Consider the following 16,513-nt stretch of genomic DNA (forward strand, 5'->3'; position numbering starts at 1 on the left):
TATGAATATGCCCATTGTATACTTTCATTAAATGATAATGATTCTCAATATCATTTGATTAGGAGGGTAATCATGAGGTCTTCTCCTCAGCTCGGATCATCAGTTGAAGGACGAAAAAAACATCTGATCCATTTGCTGATCAATAACGGAATATACAAAAAGTCGGAACGGCATTTATATGAATTATCGCTCGGAGAATTAGAAAGCGAATACAAATATGTTAGGAAGGTGCGGGCTCATGGCGAAACGTAAAATAAAAACATACGAACAGCTGATAAAAGAAAACAAGGCGGCCATTATGAATAATCAAAAGCTGATGAATGTGATCTATGACAGAATTGACCGCAAGCATCAAAAACTGCTCCGGCACAACAGCCATACATAAAAAGAGCCTTTTTCAGGCTCTTTTTTTTATTGCTCAAAGGCTTCCGCCGCTAATTTGCCGATGACTGCATCGTCCATCGGCGGATTGTGAAGGCCGGCCCGGGCATCCCGGTAATACCGCTGAAGCGGATTATTTCGCTCCAGGCTTTTTGCGCCGGTGATTCTCATTGCTTTATCAACAACAGAAAGGACGGCATTTGTCACAATATGTTTTGCGGCGCCGAGCTCGCTTTTGATGAAAGGGCGGCGTTTCGGGTCATCATACATTTGCGCCGCCGTGAAGAGAAACTGTCTCGCTTTTAACAATTCAAGCTCCATTTCCCCGACACGCTGCCCAACGGCCGGCACGTCTTTAATCGGTCCGTTCAGGCTGGTCGGCGAATATTCGGATGCAAACCGGACGGCATAGTCCCTTGCCGCTTGAGCGATACCCAGATAAGCAGCGGGAATGTGAAGCAGCCAGCCATTCACTTTCGCCGCTCTCGGCCCGCTGATAAGCTCCACAAGCCGCTCGTCACTGACCGTGACATGATCTAAAAGGAGATCATGGCTTCCGGTCGCCTTCATGGCAATCATATCCCATGTTTCTTCGACTGAAACGCCTGCCTGATCTTTATGAATGAGAAAAACACCGGTCGTTTGTTTTTCTTCAATCCATGCCGTCACAAGCATATAATCCAAAGTCAGCGAAAGGGTTGTAAAGGTTTTTCGGCCGTTCAGCACCCATTTTCCGTCTTTTTTGACAGCGGAGGTGCCGGGTCTTCCTCCCCTCGTCGGACTGCCGGTCTGCCGTTCCGTCGCTGCCCTGTTCAGGACAGCTCCCTTTTTCACCTCTTCTGTGATAAATGAAAAGACATCTTCATCCCAGCTGTTTCCTTCTCCGAGCTCACCCATGACGGATAAATGCCAGCCGATTCCGAGTGCAACGGCCGCGTCTCCCCGCGCCAGCCGTTCCTGAAACAGCACCATATCATAAACGGAAATGCCTGCACCGCCGAAGGCCTCAGGCACCGTTAACGCCGTATATCCCGCGTCGCGCAGTCTTTGAATTTTCTCCGCGGGAAAACGGCCCGCCTCATCATCAAGCGCGGCTGTTTTTTGAAATTCGTCTGCAAGCAGGCCGATTTTTTCCATCCATTCCCTCTGCCGTTCATTCTGTATCCATAAAGACACTGGAATCCCCCCCATTATAATTCCGATAAAGTTAATAAGTATTATAGAGATTCAAGTCTCGTTTCGCAACTGTGAGGCCTGTACAAAAAAACACGCTATTCCATGGAATAGCGCGTTCAGACTGCTTCCGGGCCGCGGTCCTGCTTAAGCCCGAGATAAATCAGCATATATGTGAGATAACCCATCGTCATCACAAGCCCGCCAAAGAAAAAGCTTGAAAAAATCGGCTCTTCAAACGCGGTAACTGCCGCAAGCACGATCCAGCTTGCATACAGGTAGATGATGAAATAACGGAATCCCGACTTCATTTTATATAAGAGAAACAGCCCCACTGTAGAAAACAAACCCAGCGCAAGCCTGAAATAAACAAGATGTTCGAATTGGAACATGAATGACACAAAGGAAAAACCAAGCAATAACACAATCGGTAATGCGGTAATAAAATTTCTCAAGTGAGCACCTCCGTCATTACCTTTATTATAAATCAAAATAGCATAAATTATTGATTTATCGTGATCTTTTTCACAAAAATGTCATTCCTTTACTTTATACCCGAACATCGCGTTTGCAAAAGCTCCACCAAGCGACGGCTAAGAAGAATACGATATGGATAATGATAATGCCTGCGGAAAATAACGGCGTCATTCCCGCAAACAGCGGTTTCGCCCCGCTCATATATTGCGTCAGGTCAGTATTTGCGAACAGCAGAAAACTTCCCCATTTGTTTTGGAAGAGCGACATAATCGTCACGAGTGATTTTGCGCCGTACAGCACGATAAATGACAAAATGACGGCCGTTGCGCTGTTTCGGAATACAGAAGAACACAGCAAGCCAAAGCATGCCATCGCAAACGCTTCGACCCAGTTCGTGCCGATTACTTTCAGGGTGTTCATAAGAAGCGTCCCTGATTCAGATGTCACCGACACGCCGAAGAAAGCCATGCCGAACAGCAGAGACAGAATATAGTACGCCGCATACAGGTACAAGCTGACCAAAAATACGGTAATGAGTTTAGATACAAAAATCCGCTCCCGCTTTACCGGGCGGATTAACAGAAATTTGATCGTTTTCTTATCAAATTCAGCGGAAATGATCGTTGCCGCGATCACGATCGTTAATGCCTCAAGCAGAATATTCAGCCCGGGCGCGTACGCCATATAGCCGATGAAATTCTCATCCGTTCCGGAACTGATGACAAGCCGTTTAATGACAAGCGCCATAATAAATTGGAGAACGGCCATCAGAATCAGCGCCACTAATGAGACTTTTCGGTTAAAGAGTTTCATATGCTCATTCGCTGTCAATTTAAACATTCGTCTCCCCCTCCTCTTGAAGCGCCGTCGTCACTTTCATGAATTCATCCTCCAGCGATTCCGCATACGGCATGATGGAATACACGAGAAAGTCTTGTCCGACGAGCGCACGGTTTAATGCCGGGATGTCTTTCTTCGCTACGGTGACGGTAATGCCCCCGCCGTTTTTCTCCGGAGCAAATTGCTGTTGGGACAGCCATTCGAATGCTTCGTCAGCCGGCTGAATGTCGAGGACGGCTTTTTCTTCTTTTTCCTCAGCGCCGCGCAGAACAACCTCTGTTTTAATCTCACCTTTTTGAATGATGATGACACGGTCGCAAAGGTCCTCCACTTCACGCAATAAATGCGTCGCAAAAAGGATGCTCGTCCCTTCAAGCTCCGCGAGTTCCTTTAAGTGATCGCGGAAATCCTTCATTCCGCCGGGATCAAGCCCGTTTGTCGGTTCATCTAAAATGAGCAGATTCGGACGGTGAAGAATGGCCTGCGCAATTCCGAGACGCTGACGCATGCCAAGGGAATACGTTTTAACTTTGTCATGAACGGCATTGGTGAGCCCGACCCGCTCGATGACTTCCTGAAGCCTCTCCTCTTTGATATTTTTGTGCATGTTGGCAAAGTGCTTCAGATTTTCCCACCCCGTCAGGTACGGGTAGAATTCAGGATTTTCCACGATCGCTCCGACGGATTCAAGCGCTTTTTCGAAATCAGCATCGTGCTGAAAGCCGTTAATTGTAATCGTGCCGCTGTTTTTCTTTAAAAGACCGACGATGATTCGGATAAGTGTGGTTTTTCCCGACCCGTTCGGACCGAGCAAACCGATGATCTCGCCCTGCCTGACATCCATGCTGATGTTTTTTAAAATGTGCTTTTTGCCTATTGTTTTGTCAAGGCCTTCAATATGTAAAATCGGCTCAGTCATACAGCCTTCCTCCTTTTTCACAAAAAATAAACAGTGCCCGTACATAGGCACTGTCTGCATTATAACATTAGTCATATATTCGTGAAGAGCCGGAGCCGACGTTATGTCTTATCCGGGACCGGTCCGTTTTTTTCCTTCTCTTCATTATTGACGACATCCAGAATATCAAGCAGGAACACAAAAATCGGAATTCCGATAATCAAGCCCCAAATGCCGAAGAAATGTTCCGAGAAAATCAGAACTGTAAAAGTAAAAAAGATCGGCAGTTCCGTTTTCGCTGACATCAGTTTCGGATTAAGGAAGTACGTCTCAATCGCATGGATGACGAAAATGACCAGCACGATGTAGATGACATACGCTGCGCCGCCCGTCGTATACGCGATGATGCTGAGCGGAATGAGCGAAATCACCACACCCGCAACGGGAATGAGCCCGAGGAAAAAGACCATGATTGACAGGCCGAACAGCTGCGGAAAATGCAGAATCGCCAATGCGATCAAGGTGAGGATACAGTTCACCAGCGCGATAATAAATTGGGCTTCAAGCACTTTGCCGAATGTTCTCGCAAACTTGCTGCCGAAATAAGCAAGTTCGTAGTAAAAAACAGACAGCTTGCTGTGCTGAAATTTTTTCATAAACTCCGTGAGCCGCTTTTTCTCGAACAGGAAAAACATGCTGAGAATCAGTGACATCACGACCTGCAAACCGAAAGTGCTGATATCGGCCAAGTATGTATACAGTACATTAAAACCTTCTTTTACATAGGAACCGATATTGATATCGCCGAACACGCTCGATATCTCATCATAAAACGGAATGACATCGGGATGATACGCGATGTGCTTGATCTGCTTAATCAGCTGTTCAATCTGCTTGGCAACAATCGGGTAAAAGACAAAGCCTCCGACAGTCGCCCCGACAGCCAGCGCAATATATAAAACGGTGATGACCACCCTCTGGCTGATCCGGAAAAAATGGTTCAACACGTGCCGGATGACAGTCTCCAGCCGATCCATCAGAAAAGTAAAAATAAACGTAAGCAAAATCAAATTAATCATACTTCGGAATACAACTAACACCCCAGTCAAAACAAGAAAAACGGAAAAACGTCTGACACCCGGATGCTGAAAAAATTTAAAAATAGCCGCCATTTATACACTCCTGCTAGGACAAAAAGCCCTTAGATTTCATCTTTCACTCTCTAATTGTAAATTATATAACAAAATGACGCTAAGGTCTTTGTCCACCTCCTAATAAATTTAAACAAATTTATCTTTTTTACTCATGGCGGCCGAAAAAAAGAACGGCATGCCCGATGCATGCCGTTCCTTTCCTTTTATACTGCCGTTTTCATTTCTTTAACGGCCTGTGTGCTTTTCGCTTCGTCAAACTCATTTTCGCTCTTGGCTACGATGATGGTGGCGATTCCGTTTCCGATCAGGTTGACGATCGCCCTTCCTTCACTCATAAAGCGGTCGACGCCGAGGAGCAGCGCCAGCCCCTCCAGCGGAATAACCTGAAGCGCCGATAAAGTGGAGGCGAGCACGATAAATCCGCTTCCGGTTACGCCCGCCGCGCCTTTTGATGTCAGCATCAGCACGAGAATGATCGTAACCTGCTGGCCGATGGTAAGGTCAACGCCGAACACCTGCGCCAGAAAAACCGTCGCCATGGACAGATAAATCGAGGTGCCGTCCAGGTTAAAAGAATATCCCGTCGGAATGACAAGGCCGACAACCGATTTGGAACAGCCGTAGCGCTCCATTTTATCCATCATCCGCGGAAGGACGGACTCAGAAGAGCTTGTGCCGAGAACGATGAGCAGTTCATCTTTAATAAAACGGAGATAGTTCCACAAGCTGAAACCGAATAGTTTGCAAATGATATTCAAAGCGACAAATACAAACAGGAACATCGTAACGTATACAGACAGCATCAGACTCGCCAGCGGCTTGATGGAATCAAGGCCGAAGTGCCCGATCGTATAGGCCATGGCCCCGAATGCGCCGATCGGCGCCGCGCGCATGATGTAGCCGATGATTTTGAAAAAAACGTGCGACAGTTTATCAAAGAAATCAATAATGCTTTTGCCTCTTTCACCGAGCGCCGCCAGGCCGACACCGAATAATACAGAAAAGAATAAGACCTGAAGAATGTCGCCTTTTGCGAAAGCGTCAACCATATTTGACGGAACGATGTGAGTGATAAATTCAATCCAGTCAATCCCCTGTCCCCCGTTTTGCGTGTACTGAGAGACATCCCCTTTTTCAAGCTTGCTGTAATCAAGCCCCTCACCGGGTTTCATGATATTGACGACCAGAAGTCCGATAATAAGGGCGATGGTGGTCACGACTTCAAAATAAATAAATGCTTTTCCCCCGACTTTGCCGACTTTTTTCATGTCTCCCATCTTGGCGATGCCAAGCACGATCGTCAGGAATATGATCGGTGCGATAATCATTTTTACCGCATTGATAAATGTATCGCCGAGCGGCTTCATCTGCTTCCCGGCCTCAGGCCATACGAGTCCGACAATAACGCCGATGATCACCGCCGTGATGACCTGCACCGTAAGATTTTTGAAAATTTTCATCCCTACTCCCCCTTGCCTCTCGCTGCGTCTATACGAAAATGATAGCGTTTTCAAACAAAGAGGGGAAGCTTATGATCATAACGGACATTTTGGTCTTTTTGGTCTCGGCTAGCGGACGAATTTGTAGCGGTTAACCGGCCGGCCCACTCCCCCGTATTGAATGTCGAGCTTAATCTGGCCGTCTTTTTCAAGAAAATCAAGATAACGCCGCGCTGTCACCCTGGCGATTCCGAGCGCTTTGGCGGCTTCTTCAGCTGAAAGCGGCTCCGTCTGCTGTTTCATATAGGTCAAAATTTCATTCATCGTAAAATGATTTAACCCCTTCGGCAGATCCCGGGACGGATTTTGCGGAATTTTAAGCAGCATGTCAAGCTGCTCTTGCGACATGGTGTCATGCTCTTCAATTTTCCGTTTATATTGTTTATAGTTTTCGAGCGCCTGTCTCATCCGCTCCAGCTTAAACGGCTTCAAAATATAGTCGGCCGCACCGTTTTGCAGCATAAGCTGGATTGTTTCTTTGTCTTTTGCGGCCGAGACGATGATGACGTCCACTTCGAGCTTTTGTTTTCTGATTTCCTGGAGTGTTTTAATTCCGTCTTTTTTCGGCATGTATACGTCTAATACCACGAGCCCGGGCCTCAGATCTTTTATAAGCCTGATTCCCTCGTCTCCGTCAGCGGCTGTGGCGATGACGCTGAACCCCGAAACACCGGTGATAAATTCTTTATTCACCTCCTGCACCATCGGATCATCTTCAATAAGCAGCACCTTGATGTCCATCGAATGATTCCTCCCCCTTCATCGGAAATAAAATAGAAAATGCCGTTCCCTGTCCCTGCCGTGTGTCGACTTCAATAATGCCCATCCCTTTGTCGACGATTTGTTTGACGAGGTACAAGCCGTATCCCGTTCCTCCCGTTTTATTGACGGTAAACCCTTTGTCATAAAGGTGCGGGATGTGCTGATCGGAAATCCCGCTTCCGTTGTCTTCTATTAATATAGCAAGCACTTCATCATTTTGCTCGATACTGATGTCAATATGTTTGTCCTCCGTGTCCGCTGTTTCGAATGCGCCGAACGCATTTTCAATTAAATTGCCGAGCAGGACGACGATGTCATGCTGGTCGACATGCTCCGGAAATGCCGAGAAACTGCTGTTTTCATCAATTTTCACAGAAATGCCAAGCTCTTTTCCTCTTTTGATTTTGCTTAACAGCAGTCCCGCCGCAGCGTCATTCTGAATGGCCTGATGAAGAAAATCGGTGACGCTTTCTTGTTCTGATGATTCCTTAAAAGCAAGCTGGAGCGCTTTTTCTGATTTTCCGAGCTGAATCAGTCCCGCGATGGTGTGAAGCTTGTTCATATGTTCATGATTTTGAACTCTGAGCGCATCGACAAAATTTTTCACACCTGTCAGTTCTTCCGCCATTTTCGCCGCTTCCGTCCTGTCCTGAAAAATGGCGACGGCTCCGATGACCTTCTTTTTCATGACGATCGGAATTCTGCTGCTCATGATCACCTTTCCGCTGACTTGGATTTCTTCATTATATACGGCTCGGTTCCGCTCGACGATTTCAGGGAGGCGCGAATCTTTTAACACGTCCCAGATAAGCCTGCCGTCTGTTTCTTGTCTGACATTGAATATCTGCTTCGCTTTTTCATTAAAAATGGTGATGTGATGCTGATTATCAATCGCGATGACGCCCTCATTCATTGAATGAAACGTAGCGGTCCGTTCCTCATACATTCTCACGATCTCATGGGGCTCCAGCCAAAACATTTGTTTTTTGATGTGGCGGGCCAGCAAAAAGGAGCCGGCCAGTCCGAACCCGAGCGCCAGCAGAACGATAAACAGAATTTCATGTTTCAGCTGAAGAAGAATTTCACCGAATCCGGGCAGCGTTTTACCGGCCAGAACGACGCCGATCTGATTCAAATTCCGGTCTTTGATGGGATAAAAAGCGCGGACGGCGGTGCCGATCTCTCCCTTTGCTTCGGAAAAATAAATGTGCTCGGCGAACGCCGCGGCTTCGTCCTCACCCCTTGAACGCTTTCCGATCATTGTGCTGACGGGATGTGAATAGCGGATATGATCCATATCCATGACGACGATGTAGTCCGCTTCATTGATGATCCTTATTTCTTCGACCGCATGGCGCACGTCTTCCCTTTGTTTTTTCTGCTCGAGGGCGCGTTTGACATCGGTCATCTCAGATACCGTCCGCGCGGTATTCATCAGCCGTTTTTTCAGCTCGCGCTCCTCTGTATGCTGAATATTGCCGATCAGCACGATGCCGACGATCAAAAAGGTAAAAAGCACGACGATATACGAAAGTATGGTGATTTTCCAGCGGATGGTGAGCTTTTTTTTCGTCATTGGCCTCTTCCTTTCCGTCTCTTTACGAAAACGGCCCGCCCGATTATGCTTGTTATAGAAAATGGCGGAGGGGGTTTTCGATGAAAAGCTTGCTGACTTGTCTCAGCCTGATGGTACTCGGTATCGGAACCGCTTTATTCATCGGCTTTCATGATCGTTTCTCAACGGAAGAACCGTATTATGATGACGAACAGGAAGGCCTGAAAGATCAAATCGTTTTCAAATTCAGCCATGTCGTTGCTGAAAACACGCCAAAAGGGCGGGCGGCGAATAAGTTTGCCGAACTTGTCTATCAAAAATCCGGCGGCACCATTAAAGTAGAGGTGTTTCCAAACGGGAGCCTCTATTCGGATAATGAAGAAATAAACGCCCTCCAAAACGGGGACGTGCAATTCATCGCTCCCTCCACCTCAAAGCTCGGATCACTGTCTCCCGAATGGGGTGTTTTGGATCTGCCGTACGCGTTTACAAACTATAAAGCCGTGCAAGAAGGCCTGAACGGCAAAATCGGCACACGCCTGTTCGCTTCATTAGAAAAGCATCATTTGAAAGGACTGGCGTACTGGACGAACGGGTTTAAGCAGCTTACGTCAAATAAAGGACCGATCTTCACTCCGGACGATTTGAAAGGACAGGCGCTCAGGATCATGCCGAGCAGCGTGATCGAAGACCAGTACCGCCTGCTCGGCGCGCGCCCGCGGCAGGATTCCTTTAATTCCACGTTTCAGCTCTTGGAAAGCAATCTTGTAGACGGAGAAGAAAATACGATTTCAAATATCTATTCTAAAAAATTTTATAATGTTCAAGATTATTTGACAATCAGCAATCACGGGTACCTCGGTTATGCCGTGATGACCGACGAGCATTTCTGGAATTCGCAGACAGAAAAAACGAGAACCATCTTAACGGAGGCGATGAGAGAAACGACGGAATGGAACGAAGCCTCCGCTGAGAAAATGAATAAAGACCAGCTTGAAGAGATAAAGAAGAATTCATCCATTCATATTCATGTGCTGAGCAAAGCGGAAAAGAACACATGGATGAAACGCCTCGACCCGATTTACGGACAATATGAACAGATGATCGGCCGCGGGCTTGTGCAGGATTTGTTATCCTTGCGCCGCGAGCCTTAGCAGGACCAATACGCCCATCTCCGTTTCATCCCTTTTCCCGCCGGGGAAGTAAATAGGGACAGAGCAAAAAAAAGGAGATGGAGACATGTTTACACATACGAAAAAACTGCAGCATCCGGCTAAACCGGATCGTCCTGACCCGCTGTTCGCAAAAAAGATGCAGGAAATTTTAGGGGGACAATACGGGGAAATATCCGTCGCCATGCAATATTTGTTCCAAGGATGGAATACACGGGGCAATGAAAAATATAAGGATCTTCTGATGGATACCGCGACGGAAGAAATCGGCCATGTCGAAATGATCGCGACGATGATTGCGAGACTGTTAGAAGACGCCCCGCTGGCAGAGCAGGAAAAAGCGGCTGATGATCCGGTCATCGGGTCCATTTTAGGCGGGATGAATCCGCATCATGCGATTGTCTCAGGACTCGGCGCAATGCCGGAGAGCAGCACGGGCGTTCCGTGGAGCGCAGGCTATATCGTCGCAAGCGGAAACCTTCTGGCAGACTTCCGCGCCAATCTGAACGCCGAATCACAAGGAAGGCTTCAAGTCGCACGCCTGTATGAAATGACCGATGATAAAGGCGTGAAAGATATGCTCAGCTTTTTATTGGCCCGCGATACCATGCATCAAAACCAATGGCTTGCGGCCATTAAAGAATTAGAAGAACAGGAAGGTCCGATCGTTCCTTCCACATTCCCGAAGGCGCTGGAAAAACAGTCATTCTCCCATAAGCTTATTCATTTCTCAGATGGCGGAGAAAGCGCTGAACAAAATTGGCTGAAGGAAACAGCGCCGGACGGAGAACCATTCGAATACGAAAAGGAACCGAAAGCGCACGGCGAAATAGCTAAGCTGGATCCCGTCCCGCCGTATGTCCACAACACGCTTCCCGGACGCGAGTAAAGACACAAGCCCAAAACAAACTGTTTTGGGCTTTCATTATGCCTTCAGAACCGTCCAGTCCGGTTCGTATCGGATGTCCGGGTGATGTAACAGCTCGTGAATGACATGTTCATCCTCTTCATACAGCATCACTTCTATTGAAAGAATCGCAGCCTTCTGCTCGTTTTCTTCGTATATTCGGTCATGTTCGTTCTCCATAAAATCATCATAGGCCTGTCTGTTCTCCCAAACGCTGATAATCTCTGCGATGAACAGGCCGTCTGCGTTTTTCCGCCACCCGCCGGCCTGTTTGACGAAGCCATTTACACATGATAATGCTCCCCACCTTGACTGTGCTTGCGCAAATGCTTCAGCGTTTGCAGCGTCTGTTTCACATACAATCTTTTTGATCAGCATGACGTTCCTCTGTGATGACTGTTTTCGCACGCGTATGCTCAACACACAGATTCACGGTTCTGACGTAAGAGCGGGTGCGGTGAATCGTGCCTTTCGGGATGAGCAGGCTGTCATTTGCTTTGAGCACTGCGGTTTCTTTGTCCTTAAAATCGATCAGCAGCTCACCTTCCAGAACGATGAACCATTCATCTGAGTCAGGGTGATGGTGCCAGTCATATTCTCCCGTAAACACTGCGAGGCGCACACAGTGGTCATTGATCTCCGCGATTGAAAAATTGTCGTGTTTTTCTTTGACTTTATTGGCGATAGCGAGCAAATTCAGCATGTCAGACACGAGTGAAAAACCCCTTTTTCATTTTATTGTATCTCAACGGCGGCTCAGATCAAGATTTTCCCAAAATAAAAAGCGATCCAGCTGATGCGCCGGATCGCTTTTGATCTGCAGGTTGTCTGCCTTTTATGCTTTTATTAGCTGCTTCGTCTGTTTCCGCCTTTTTGGCCGATTTCCTTATAAAAATCTTTGTCATGATTTTTACTTGTGGCTTCTCCGCCTTTTTGGCCGATTTCTTGATAGAATTCCTTGTCATGGTTATTGCTAGTGGCTTCTCCGCCTTTTTCACCGATTTCCTGATAGAATTCTTTGTCGTGATTTTTGCTTGTTGCTTCTCCGCCTTTTTCACCGATCTCCTGATAGAATTCTTTGTCGTGATTTTTGCTTGTTGCTTCTCCGCCTTTTTGACCAATTTCCTGATAGAATTCTTTGTCATGGTTATTGCTTGTCGCTTCTCCGCCTTTTTTACCTGCTTCTTCTCTGCTCATTTTGTTATTATCTTGTGCCATTTTTGAATTCCTCCTTTAATTGGTGTTGGTTGTTGGTTTCCCGATTTCAGAACTGCTAAACAAAGAAAACACATTGAATGTGTTTTCGGGCGGTTTTTTATCATTCTGTATCCTTCATGCGTTTTAGAATCCGGCGTTTTTTATAAAGCATGATGCCTGTTTCCGCGATGCTTTCTAAAGCTGAACGGTTGGCGGACGCGCCGAAGATGATACCTGCGGCCGGAACCATTTGCAGCAGTTTTTTCGCGGCGAACGTATCGCGATAGCTGTAAACGACTTCCCGCCAGCCTTGGATTTGCGAGGCGACGCGCTGATAGGCGCGGTCGTTTTGATCATATTGCCGTAAATCTTGCAGGATCGCTTTTTTTCCGATGACGTCACTGGATACAAGCTGGAGCAATTTGACGATAAACACGCGTTCTTTCTTGTCTTTCGGATCAAAGCCGTAAGCAACCGCGATATCCTGCAGCGTCTTTAAGGACAGGCCGAGCATCGCCGGAATGTCTGCCGCCAGCGTGAATACGCCGCCGACTCCCGTTGCGGCTCCCTGCACCGTCGCGGCCTTTACGCTTGTACGCGCTACGGCTTCTGCGATTTCGTCCATGACGGCAAGCGGCGCAATGCGGATGTCGTGAAGCGTTTGACATGTACCGTGCGGCAGCCGTTTTTGAAACTTATTCATGATGCGCTTTTCAGATGTCAGGTACTGTCCGCCTGACTGAATAAACGTTCCCGTTTCATCGAGAATGAGTCCGATTTTCCTCTGAATAAATTGCGGTGTCAGCTTGTCCAAAAGCTGAAACGGCAAGCGGGTGAATGTTTGCCAGAACATCACCCTCTGCTGCGCCTTTTCCCATTTTTGAATGTCTCTCAGTTGTCTTTCCAGGTCTGTCCGCTCTTCTGTCACCCGTCCTGCACGTCCTTTCTGATTTCTTTGTTCATAGTATACCTTTATGGCGTTTTCTTTTTACACCCGGCCGGATTTTTTATCCGGAAAACATTCCATTGTTTAATTTTCTTCAAATTCTGTATATTGTATAATTTTGAATAATACGATTGAAGGAGAATGTTGAATGCAATGGATTTATTTAAGTTTAGCGATCATTTTTGAAGTATTGGGTACGGTCAGCATGAAATTATCAAATGGATTTACAAAACTTGTCCCAAGTATTTTATTATTATTGTTTTATATCGGCAGCCTTTGTTTTCTTACTTTGACTTTGAAATATATAAGTGTCTCCATCGCGTATGCGGTCTGGTCGGGGATGGGGATCGTGCTGATTTCCATGATCGGAATTTTTTTCTTTCATGAACAGTTCTCTGTCATAAAAGCTGTCTCTGTTCTTTTGATCATCATCGGTGTCGTTTCCTTAAACTTTATTTCTGAAAGTGAAACGTCATCAAACGGCATCAGCGTTCATACGGACAGAAACAGATGATGAAAGGGTTAAAGGTTCTCTTCCTCATTACAGATATTGGATTTATCGTTTATTGGATTGTTACTTTTTTTGAGTGGATTCCAAAAAACATGGTGTTTAAAGATTATGATAACGCCATGATCATGGCCTGGAACTGGTCATTCTTTCCCTTAGATATTTTCATTTCGATAACCGGGCTGTACAGCTTGTTTCTTTATAAACGGAAACATGCGTTATGGCGCTCTTTCGCATTAATATCACTTGTGCTGACCTTTTGTTCAGGCCTGCAAGCGATAGCCTTTTGGGTATTTATCGGTGATTTTGATCTTATGTGGTGGGCATTCAATCTGTACTTGCTTCTTTATCCTTTATATTTTATTCGGAAATTGCTGGTCTCTCGTAAAACTAGCTGTCATTCTTTTTGATAAGGCGGTTTTCTTTTTCTTCAGGCGGGAAACACTTTTCATAAAGGAGTGATAGACATGCCTTGGTCTATGAAGGATTATCCGCAATCATTGAAGAATCTCGAGGAACCTGTGAAGAAAAAAGCGATCGAAATCGCGAATGCGATGGTAGATGAGGGTTATGAAGAAGGACGGGCCATTCCCATTGCGACAAGTCAGGCGAAAGAGTGGAAAAAAAACGCTTCTAAGGAAGAAATCGATCAGCTGATGAAACACGATGATGAAACGAAACGCGGAAATTGAATCGGAATAAAGGAAAAACCCCGCTCTCAAGAGAACGAGGTTTTTCTGATTATAAACCGTAATAATAAGATAGTGTGGTGACTGAAACGTAGCCTGTCGCTCCTGCATACGTGACTTTCAGCCATTTATTGGAATTGGTGTAGTGGCCTTGAACATATTCTCCGGTTACCCAAGAACCTGTAATTTTTTTACCGCTTGAGAATGTTGTGATCGTTGAACAGCTGACCTTAGAGCATGAGCGCATATTAGCACCGTAAATACCGACTGTGCCCCCGCTGGCTAAAATGGAAACGTCCGGTTCAGCTTTAGGTTTGAAAGCTGCTGCTGATGCAGAGCCGCCAAAAGCGAATAAAGAAACAGCAAAAATCATGGCTAAAGAAATGATCGACAAACGACGTACCAAGAAAATTCCCCCTCTTTTATCATATGGCTGGAAAGCTTTCCTGACGTTATTATACTTTTTTGCCCGGGAGACTGAAATAAGTCTAATGCTCCAACTTCTTTTCTTCGCAAGTGACCATGCCGATTCTTTTTTTGATAGATAACAGCGGTTTATTGGACTGGAATCACTGATATATCGTTGATTCAAACGTTTATTCAGAGCGGCCGGAGTTTTTCCGGAGGTCATTTGAATGGTACAGAAAGGTTTTATCTTCCAATGGAAAGAAACATTATTATTCTATTTACCTGGGAAAACGGAGGAAATACAGCGTCTTTTTCTCAAATCAGTTGGGCGGACAGAAAGTTGTGAAGTTATATAGGCAAGTGTCCTCTTTTCACCTTTTTAAAAGAACGCTCCACGCATCCGTGCATGATCGGAGGCGGAAACACGCTTTGCGAACGGCATCGCTTCTTTCCCGGAACGATGCCGTTTTCATTTTCGGACCTTTCTTCGGCGGGATACATATCATAGATAAAACAGGGCATCAATGTGCCGGTTTATTGAACATAAAGAACTTGACATCTCATAATAGCGGATTTATGATGTAGATAAAATAATTTGCATCTAGGAAACTTTTTGTTATTTAGCTAAAAATCTATCGGAATTTAGGTGAGACATAATGAGCAAAGACATCTCAGCACAATCACTGCAAGCAAAAGCCGTGCAGGATGCACTTGACGGCAAAAGCAAGGGATTCAAGCGGCTTCTGCCTTTCTTAGGCCCAGCCTTTATCGCGGCGATTGCCTACATTGATCCGGGAAACTTCGCTACGAATATCTCAGCTGGTTCGAAATTTGGGTATATGCTGCTGTGGGTCATCCTCTTTTCAAACTTGATGGCTTTTTTAATTCAAGTTCTTTCCGCGAAGCTCGGAATCGCCACGGGTAAAAACCTTCCGGAAATCGCCAGAGACCGGTATCCGAAATGGGTATCAGCCGGGCTGTGGATACAGGGTGAACTGGTGATTATGGCAACTGATCTGGCAGAATTTATCGGGGCGGCGCTCGGGCTCAACCTGCTGTTCGGCATACCGATGGTTGAAGCGGCCATTATCGCGGCGATCGGATCATTCGCGATTTTAGAGCTGCAGCGCCGGGGTTACCGGGCGCTGGAAGCGGGCATCGCCGGACTTCTGTTTGTCGTGGTGATCGCCTTCGCTCTGCAAACCTTCTTTGCCAAACCTGACGCCGCCTCCGTTCTCGAAGGGCTGTTTATCCCGAAAATTGACGGAATGGACAGTGTGCTCTTGGCAACCGGGATACTCGGCGCAACCGTGATGCCGCATGCCATTTACTTACATTCCGCGCTGACACAGCGCCGTGTCGTCGGAAAAACAGATAGTGAGCGGAAAAAGATTTTTAGATTCGAGACGATTGACATTCTCATCGCGATGGTGATCGCCGGGGCGATTAACGCAAGCATGCTCATCGTCGCTGCCGCGCTTTTCTTCAAGAACGGGCTGTATGTAGAAGATTTAGACGTGGCTTATCAGCAATTCGGCCACTATATCGGACCGGCTTCAGCCATTCTCTTCGGGATCGGGCTGCTGGCCGCAGGGCTTTCAAGCTCTTCTGTCGGCACATTGTCAGGCGATATTATCATGCAGGGCTTCATCCGTTACCGTATCCCGCTTTATTTGCGGCGTTTCATTACCATCATTCCGCCGATGATCATCATTATCTCGGGGGTCAACGCCACAGAAGCGCTCGTATGGAGCCAGGTCGTTCTTTCATTCGGCATCTCCTTTGCGCTCGTGCCGCTGATTATGTTTACAAGCAACAAACGCCTGATGGGCGCCCTGACGAACCGAAAATGGGTGACGGCTCTTGCCTGGCTGATTGCGGTTTTGGTGATCGCGCTTAATCTGTTTGTGATCTACGATTCATTCCGTTAGAAAAAACCGGCCATTG

General features: G+C 46.6%; 20 protein-coding genes and 1 pseudogene. 8 read left to right on the plus strand and 13 right to left on the minus strand.

Features of this window, described 5'->3' with window-relative positions; translation table 11 throughout:
- Positions 1-72: 72 nt before the first annotated feature.
- Together BZ167_RS07265 and fbpB are read left to right on the plus strand one after the other, a co-directional pair.
- On the plus strand, positions 73-252 hold the full coding sequence (locus tag BZ167_RS07265; protein ID WP_033575050.1) for a Fur-regulated basic protein FbpA: 180 nt from the start codon (positions 73-75) through the stop codon (positions 250-252).
- Entirely contained in the window at positions 239-385 is a 147-nt protein-coding gene (gene fbpB, locus BZ167_RS07270; RefSeq protein WP_003156206.1) for a Fur-regulated basic protein FbpB, read from the plus strand. The genes BZ167_RS07265 and fbpB overlap by 14 nt, the downstream gene beginning before the upstream one ends.
- 26 nt (positions 386-411) lie before the next feature.
- On the opposite strand, the gene BZ167_RS07275 is transcribed toward fbpB, so the two are convergent.
- The 8 genes from BZ167_RS07275 to BZ167_RS07310 form a co-directional block, all read right to left on the minus strand.
- The gene (locus tag BZ167_RS07275) at positions 412-1,557 is read right to left on the minus strand and encodes an acyl-CoA dehydrogenase family protein (RefSeq protein WP_061861173.1); all 1,146 of its coding nucleotides are present in this window, start codon (positions 1,555-1,557) and stop codon (positions 412-414) included.
- Positions 1,558-1,673: 116 nt separating this feature from the next.
- Positions 1,674-2,009 carry a hypothetical protein gene (locus BZ167_RS07280; RefSeq protein WP_007410218.1) on the minus strand — a complete coding sequence of 112 codons (336 nt, stop codon included), beginning with the start codon at positions 2,007-2,009 and terminating at the stop codon, positions 1,674-1,676.
- Between the two features lie 94 nt (positions 2,010-2,103).
- Complete coding sequence (locus BZ167_RS07285; protein ID WP_007410217.1) at positions 2,104-2,871, minus strand: ABC transporter permease; 768 nt, start codon at positions 2,869-2,871, stop codon at positions 2,104-2,106.
- Positions 2,864-3,790, minus strand: a complete 927-nt coding sequence (locus tag BZ167_RS07290; protein WP_061861172.1) for an ABC transporter ATP-binding protein — start codon at positions 3,788-3,790, stop codon at positions 2,864-2,866. Before BZ167_RS07290 ends, BZ167_RS07285 begins: the two co-directional genes overlap by 8 nt.
- Positions 3,791-3,891: 101 nt before the next feature.
- Positions 3,892-4,941: an AI-2E family transporter gene (locus tag BZ167_RS07295; RefSeq protein WP_007410215.1), complete on the minus strand. Its 1,050-nt coding sequence runs from the start codon at positions 4,939-4,941 to the stop codon at positions 3,892-3,894.
- A 185-nt stretch (positions 4,942-5,126) separates the two neighbouring features.
- Positions 5,127-6,383 (minus strand): C4-dicarboxylate transporter DctP, encoded by a 1,257-nt coding sequence (gene dctP, locus BZ167_RS07300; protein WP_012116859.1) that lies wholly within the window; start codon positions 6,381-6,383, stop codon positions 5,127-5,129.
- A 108-nt stretch (positions 6,384-6,491) separates the two neighbouring features.
- Positions 6,492-7,163, minus strand: a complete 672-nt coding sequence (locus tag BZ167_RS07305) for a two-component system response regulator DctR (protein ID WP_003156219.1) — start codon at positions 7,161-7,163, stop codon at positions 6,492-6,494.
- Positions 7,138-8,760 (minus strand): two-component system sensor histidine kinase DctS, encoded by a 1,623-nt coding sequence (locus BZ167_RS07310; protein WP_031378646.1) that lies wholly within the window; start codon positions 8,758-8,760, stop codon positions 7,138-7,140. Before BZ167_RS07310 ends, BZ167_RS07305 begins: the two co-directional genes overlap by 26 nt.
- 80 nt (positions 8,761-8,840) lie before the next feature.
- On the opposite strand from BZ167_RS07310, the gene BZ167_RS07315 reads away from it, so the two are divergent.
- Positions 8,841-9,893: a TRAP transporter substrate-binding protein gene (locus BZ167_RS07315; protein WP_061861169.1), complete on the plus strand. Its 1,053-nt coding sequence runs from the start codon at positions 8,841-8,843 to the stop codon at positions 9,891-9,893.
- An 85-nt stretch (positions 9,894-9,978) separates the two neighbouring features.
- Complete coding sequence (locus tag BZ167_RS07320; protein ID WP_012116856.1) at positions 9,979-10,800, plus strand: manganese catalase; 822 nt, start codon at positions 9,979-9,981, stop codon at positions 10,798-10,800.
- A gap of 36 nt (positions 10,801-10,836) precedes the next feature.
- Here BZ167_RS07320 and BZ167_RS07325 read toward each other — a convergent pair whose 3' ends face one another.
- The 4 genes from BZ167_RS07325 to BZ167_RS07340 all read right to left on the minus strand — a co-directional run bounded on the left by BZ167_RS07325 (position 10,837) and on the right by BZ167_RS07340 (position 12,943).
- Positions 10,837-11,196 (minus strand): DUF4937 domain-containing protein, encoded by a 360-nt coding sequence (locus BZ167_RS07325; RefSeq protein WP_015416861.1) that lies wholly within the window; start codon positions 11,194-11,196, stop codon positions 10,837-10,839.
- Positions 11,171-11,530 carry a cupin domain-containing protein gene (locus BZ167_RS07330; RefSeq protein WP_015416860.1) on the minus strand — a complete coding sequence of 120 codons (360 nt, stop codon included), beginning with the start codon at positions 11,528-11,530 and terminating at the stop codon, positions 11,171-11,173. The genes BZ167_RS07325 and BZ167_RS07330 overlap by 26 nt, the downstream gene beginning before the upstream one ends.
- A gap of 134 nt (positions 11,531-11,664) precedes the next feature.
- Positions 11,665-12,036 (minus strand): glucose starvation-inducible protein GsiB, encoded by a 372-nt coding sequence (gene gsiB / locus BZ167_RS07335; protein WP_012116853.1) that lies wholly within the window; start codon positions 12,034-12,036, stop codon positions 11,665-11,667.
- A gap of 100 nt (positions 12,037-12,136) precedes the next feature.
- Positions 12,137-12,943 carry an EcsC family protein gene (locus tag BZ167_RS07340; RefSeq protein ID WP_053573668.1) on the minus strand — a complete coding sequence of 269 codons (807 nt, stop codon included), beginning with the start codon at positions 12,941-12,943 and terminating at the stop codon, positions 12,137-12,139.
- A gap of 166 nt (positions 12,944-13,109) precedes the next feature.
- On the opposite strand from BZ167_RS07340, the gene BZ167_RS07345 reads away from it, so the two are divergent.
- From BZ167_RS07345 to BZ167_RS07355, 3 genes and pseudogenes are all read left to right on the plus strand, one after another.
- Entirely contained in the window at positions 13,110-13,475 is a 366-nt protein-coding gene (locus BZ167_RS07345) for a DMT family transporter (protein ID WP_017419236.1), read from the plus strand.
- The gene (locus tag BZ167_RS07350; protein ID WP_015416856.1) at positions 13,472-13,879 is read left to right on the plus strand and encodes a DUF5360 family protein; all 408 of its coding nucleotides are present in this window, start codon (positions 13,472-13,474) and stop codon (positions 13,877-13,879) included. The genes BZ167_RS07345 and BZ167_RS07350 overlap by 4 nt, the downstream gene beginning before the upstream one ends.
- Before the next feature lie 57 nt (positions 13,880-13,936).
- Positions 13,937-14,152, plus strand: a pseudogene (locus BZ167_RS07355) (DUF2188 domain-containing protein); the annotation flags it as partial.
- A 58-nt stretch (positions 14,153-14,210) separates the two neighbouring features.
- Here the strand turns inward: BZ167_RS07355 and BZ167_RS07360 are convergent.
- Complete coding sequence (locus BZ167_RS07360; RefSeq protein WP_007410203.1) at positions 14,211-14,564, minus strand: hypothetical protein; 354 nt, start codon at positions 14,562-14,564, stop codon at positions 14,211-14,213.
- Positions 14,565-15,219: 655 nt separating this feature from the next.
- On the opposite strand from BZ167_RS07360, the gene BZ167_RS07370 reads away from it, so the two are divergent.
- Entirely contained in the window at positions 15,220-16,497 is a 1,278-nt protein-coding gene (locus tag BZ167_RS07370; RefSeq protein ID WP_088005335.1) for an Nramp family divalent metal transporter, read from the plus strand.
- Positions 16,498-16,513: the final 16 nt, after the last annotated feature.

It is taken from the genome of Bacillus sp. 275 (assembly GCF_001999205.1).
Classification (GTDB): domain Bacteria; phylum Bacillota; class Bacilli; order Bacillales; family Bacillaceae; genus Bacillus; species Bacillus velezensis.

Excerpts from the sequence above, each read along its gene's own strand:
- BZ167_RS07265 (WP_033575050.1), top strand. The coding sequence starts at position 73 with ATGAGGTCTTCTCCTCAGCTCGGATCATCAGTTGAAGGACGAAAAAAA.
- fbpB (WP_003156206.1), top strand. The coding sequence starts at position 239 with ATGGCGAAACGTAAAATAAAAACATACGAACAGCTGATAAAAGAAAAC.
- BZ167_RS07285 (WP_007410217.1), bottom strand. The coding sequence starts at position 2,871 with ATGTTTAAATTGACAGCGAATGAGCATATGAAACTCTTTAACCGAAAA.
- BZ167_RS07290 (WP_061861172.1), bottom strand. The coding sequence starts at position 3,790 with ATGACTGAGCCGATTTTACATATTGAAGGCCTTGACAAAACAATAGGC.
- BZ167_RS07295 (WP_007410215.1), bottom strand. The coding sequence starts at position 4,941 with ATGGCGGCTATTTTTAAATTTTTTCAGCATCCGGGTGTCAGACGTTTT.
- dctP (WP_012116859.1), bottom strand. The coding sequence starts at position 6,383 with ATGAAAATTTTCAAAAATCTTACGGTGCAGGTCATCACGGCGGTGATC.
- BZ167_RS07305 (WP_003156219.1), bottom strand. The coding sequence starts at position 7,163 with ATGGACATCAAGGTGCTGCTTATTGAAGATGATCCGATGGTGCAGGAG.
- BZ167_RS07310 (WP_031378646.1), bottom strand. The coding sequence starts at position 8,760 with ATGACGAAAAAAAAGCTCACCATCCGCTGGAAAATCACCATACTTTCG.
- BZ167_RS07315 (WP_061861169.1), top strand. The coding sequence starts at position 8,841 with ATGAAAAGCTTGCTGACTTGTCTCAGCCTGATGGTACTCGGTATCGGA.
- BZ167_RS07320 (WP_012116856.1), top strand. The coding sequence starts at position 9,979 with ATGTTTACACATACGAAAAAACTGCAGCATCCGGCTAAACCGGATCGT.
- BZ167_RS07325 (WP_015416861.1), bottom strand. The coding sequence starts at position 11,196 with ATGCTGATCAAAAAGATTGTATGTGAAACAGACGCTGCAAACGCTGAA.
- gsiB (WP_012116853.1), bottom strand. The coding sequence starts at position 12,036 with ATGGCACAAGATAATAACAAAATGAGCAGAGAAGAAGCAGGTAAAAAA.
- BZ167_RS07345 (WP_017419236.1), top strand. The coding sequence starts at position 13,110 with ATGCAATGGATTTATTTAAGTTTAGCGATCATTTTTGAAGTATTGGGT.
- BZ167_RS07350 (WP_015416856.1), top strand. The coding sequence starts at position 13,472 with ATGATGAAAGGGTTAAAGGTTCTCTTCCTCATTACAGATATTGGATTT.